Here is a 3,747-nt window from a genome sequence, read left to right as displayed (position 1 = left end):
CCCCCCCCCCCCCCCCCGCCCCCCCCCCCCCCCCCCCCCCCCCCCCCCCCGACTCCCTCGCGCGTGCGGCTCGCGCCCCGACGGGCGCTCGCCGGCACGCGCCACCGCCGTAATCCGCTCTCACTCGCGCGGTTTTTAAGTCCGAACGGCCCTCAGCGGGCGTATGATCCGGCTCGCAATGACCACCGACGCGGAGACGTTCGAGCGCGTCCGCGAGCCGCTCGCGGCCCGCGGGATCGAGGTCGGCCACGTCCGAGCGAAGGAGCGGTCGCTCCGGGTTTCGGGCGAGGGCGACGAGAGCGCGGACGTTGGGAGCGCGGACGTCGCGGGCGAGTTCGACGGCTTCGACGTCGGACTCGTCTACCCGACGCGGCTCATGGAGGGCGCGGTTGTCGACGAGCGCCTCGGGGCCCCGTGGGTGAACGGGCGCGACGCGGTCGTGACCTCGCGGAACAAGGCGGGCGTGCTGGCGACGCTCGACGCCGCCGGACTCCCCACGCCCCGGACGACGCTCGTCTCGAACCCCGTCTCCGAGTCGGTCGTCGTCGACGCGGTCGAGGCGTTCTCCTACCCCGTCGTCGTCAAGCCGAACTCCGCGACCCGCGGGGTAGGCGTCGCGACCGCGAGCGACCCCGACTCGCTTCTGGGCGTCGTCGACTACCTGAACCTGATCCACGACTACCGGGCGACCGGGGACAAGTCGTTCCTGATCCAGGAGTTCCTCCCGGACGCGCGCGACTACCGCGCGATGGTCGTCGACGGCGAGTGTGCGGGGGCGGTGCGGCGCGAACTCGACGACGACGCGCTCGCGGCCGGCCGCTGGAAGCACAACGTCCACCGGGGCGCGACGGCCCGCGGCGTCGACCTCGACCCCGAGGCCCGCGACCTCGCCGAGCGCGCGGCCGAGGCGCTCGGGATCGACTACCTCGGCGTCGATCTGCTGGCGACCGAGGACCGACTCGTCGTCAACGAGACGAACGCCCGGCCGACCGTCGACGCCGCGACGAAGTACGAGGACGACTTCTACGACCGGTTCGCGGCGCTGATCCGTCGGACGGCGGAGCGAGAGTAAGGGCGGAAGCCGGAACCGGGCCGCGAGCTCAGACTAAGTCGATCGAAGCGCTGTCGTCGGCGCGGTCGAACGAGACCTCTAAGACGCCGTTGTTGAACGTCGCGTCCGCGGAGTGCTCGTCGACGGGGGCGGGGAGGTCGACGGTCTCGTCGTACTCGCGCCGGTCCGAGACCGCGGAGATGGTGAGCGCGTCGCCGTCACAGCGCAGCGAGAGGTCCTCCTTCGAGACGGCGGGGAGGTCGGCGACGAGACGCACCGACTCCTCGGTGGTGTAGGCGTCGACGTGGGTGTCGTCGCCGAACCCGGCGTCGTCGGCCGACGGCCCGTTCGCGTTGGCCATCTCGTTCATCATCCGCTCGATCTCCTCGAAGAAGTCTCCGAACGGATCGTCGCGGTCGTCTCTGTCCATACCTCCCGTGAGGTCGGTGACCCCGATAAGCCTTCTGTCGGTCGCCGTATCGGCCGCTACCCGCCCCGCGCGATCGGGGTGACGGCCGCCGGCGAGCGCCGGGATCGCCGCTCGCGTTCGATCGGTGTTCGTAACAAATTCGAACGATTATGACGATCTCGGGGCGACTGAGCCGGATTTAAGTAGTTGCGTCTCGCCTTTTTCGAACATGAGTAAATCGCATCTGGCGGCCGGCGACGACGTGAGCGACGACGAGGTCGTTCGAGTGGGGCTCAACGGCTTCGGTCGCATCGGGCGCAACGTGTTCCGGGCGGTCTTAGAGAGCCCGCGGATCGAGCTCGTCGGGATCAACGACGTGATGGACGTCGACGACATGGGCTACCTCGCGAAGTACGACACCGTCATGGGTCGGCTCGACGGCGTCGAGCGCGACGGCGAGGAGCTGACGGTCGGCGACACCTCGGTCCCGCTGTTCAACGTTCAGGACCCCGCGGACCTCCCGTGGGACGAGCTCGACGTCGACGTCGCCTTGGAGTGTACGGGAATCTTCCGCACCCGCGACGACGCGAGCGCGCACCTCGACGGCGGCGCGGACACCGTGATCATCTCCGCCCCGCCGAAGGGCGAGAAGCCGGTCAAACAGCTCGTCTACGGCGTCAACCACGACGAGTACGAGGGCGACGACGTGATCTCGAACGCCTCCTGTACGACGAACTCCATCACGCCGGTCGCAAAGGTGCTCGACGCCGAGTTCGGCATCGACGCCGGGACCCTCACCACCGTTCACGCCTACACCGGCTCGCAGAGCCTCATCGACGGCCCGATGGCGAAGCGCCGCCGCGGCCGCGCGGCCGCCGAGAACATCGTCCCGACCTCGACCGGTGCCGCCGGCGCGGCCCAGGAGGTCCTCCCGCAGCTTGAGGGCAAAATCGACGGCATGGCGATGCGCGTCCCGGTGCCGACCGGCTCCATCACCGAGTTCGTCGTCAGCCTCGACGAGCAGGTCACCGAGGAGGAGGTCAACGCCGCCTTCCGCGACGCGGCCGACTCCGGTCCGCTCGCGGGCGTCCTCGGCTACACCGACGACGAGGTCGTCTCCTCGGACATCGTCGGGCTGCCCTTCTCCAGCTACGTCGACCTCCAGTCGACGAACGTCATCGCCGGCGGGAAGCTCCTGAAGATCCTCACCTGGTACGACAACGAGTACGGCTTCTCGAACCGGATGCTCGACATGGCCGCGTACGTCCACGACGAGGAGTAAGGACCGATTCGCGACCGCCGCGCGGACGGCCCGACGCTCCGGCGGCAACGTTCCTCCGGAGAGCTACCGCTTAAATATCTCATCGACGACCGTTCACCCATGCCCGCCTTCGACACCATCGACGACCTCCCGACAGACAAACGCGTCCTCGTCCGACTCGACCTCAACTCCCCGGTCGAGGACGGCGAACCGCAGGACAACCGCCGGTTCGAGCGTCACGCGCGGACCGTCCGCGAACTGGCCGAGGCCGGCCACCGCGTCGTGCTCATGGCCCATCAGGGCCGCCCCGGCCGCGACGACTTCACCACGCTCGCGGGCCACGCCGCGATCCTCGGCGACCACGTCGGCCGCGACGTGAAGTTCGTCGCGGACACCTACGGCGACGAGGCGCTGGCGGCCATCGACGCGCTCGGCGCGGGAGAGGTCCTCCTCTTGGAGAACACCCGGATGTGCGACGACGAGCTGCCGGAGGAGTCGCCCGAGGAGAAGGCCGCGACCGAGTTCGTCGAGACGCTCGCGCCGCGCTTCGACGCGTACGTCAACGACGCCTACTCGGCGGCCCACCGCAAGCACGCCTCGCTGGTCGGGTTCCCGCTCGCCCTCCCGTCGTACGCGGGCCGCGTGATGGAGACCGAGTACGAGGCGAACACCGCCATCGCGACCCGCGAGTTCGACGGCCCGGTGACGATGGTCGTCGGCGGGACGAAGGCGACGGACGTGATCGGCGTGATGGACGCCTTAGACGAGAAGGTGGACCGGTTCCTGCTCGGCGGCGTCGCGGGCGAGCTGTTCCTGCGCGCCGCGGGCCAGCCGGTCGGCCACGACGTGGGGGGGATGGACCTGTTCGACGAGCAGTGGGAACGGAACCGCGAGCTGATCGAGTCGGTGCTCGACGAGCGCGGCGACGCGATCCGGCTGGCGAGCGACCTCGCGTACGAGGGCCCCGACGGCGACCGCGCGGAGGTCCCCGTCGACGAGATCGACGAGAAGACCGAGGGGTACCTC

The 3,747-nt window shown here is 69.9% G+C and carries 4 protein-coding genes; 3 read left to right on the top strand and 1 reads right to left on the bottom strand.

The features are described from left to right. The first annotated feature begins 163 nt into the window (after positions 1–163). Positions 164–1,072: an ATP-grasp domain-containing protein gene (locus tag C472_RS12520; RefSeq protein WP_006630208.1), complete on the top strand. Its 909-nt coding sequence runs from the start codon at positions 164–166 to the stop codon at positions 1,070–1,072. Positions 1,073–1,100: 28 nt separating this feature from the next. On the opposite strand, the gene C472_RS12515 is transcribed toward C472_RS12520, so the two are convergent. Next, complete coding sequence (locus C472_RS12515) at positions 1,101–1,481, bottom strand: Hsp20/alpha crystallin family protein (RefSeq protein ID WP_006630207.1); 381 nt, start codon at positions 1,479–1,481, stop codon at positions 1,101–1,103. Between the two features lie 208 nt (positions 1,482–1,689). On the opposite strand from C472_RS12515, the gene gap reads away from it, so the two are divergent. Together gap and C472_RS12505 are read left to right on the top strand one after the other, a co-directional pair. Beyond that, the gene (gene gap, locus C472_RS12510) at positions 1,690–2,742 is read left to right on the top strand and encodes a type I glyceraldehyde-3-phosphate dehydrogenase (RefSeq protein WP_006630206.1); all 1,053 of its coding nucleotides are present in this window, start codon (positions 1,690–1,692) and stop codon (positions 2,740–2,742) included. A 99-nt stretch (positions 2,743–2,841) separates the two neighbouring features. After that, a partial coding sequence (locus C472_RS12505) for a phosphoglycerate kinase (protein WP_006630205.1) occupies positions 2,842–3,747 on the top strand: 906 nt, incomplete at its 3' end.

The organism is Halorubrum tebenquichense DSM 14210 (genome assembly GCF_000337415.1).
Lineage (GTDB): Archaea > Halobacteriota > Halobacteria > Halobacteriales > Haloferacaceae > Halorubrum > Halorubrum tebenquichense.
The sequence above is the reverse complement of the archived record's forward strand: the minus strand, read 5'-3'. Positions and strand labels throughout refer to the sequence as shown.

Coding starts and splice junctions, on each gene's coding strand:
- gap (WP_006630206.1), top strand. CDS start 1,690: ATGAGTAAATCGCATCTGGCGGCCGGCGACGACGTGAGCGACGACGAG.
- C472_RS12520 (WP_006630208.1), top strand. CDS start 164: ATGATCCGGCTCGCAATGACCACCGACGCGGAGACGTTCGAGCGCGTC.
- C472_RS12515 (WP_006630207.1), bottom strand. CDS start 1,481: ATGGACAGAGACGACCGCGACGATCCGTTCGGAGACTTCTTCGAGGAG.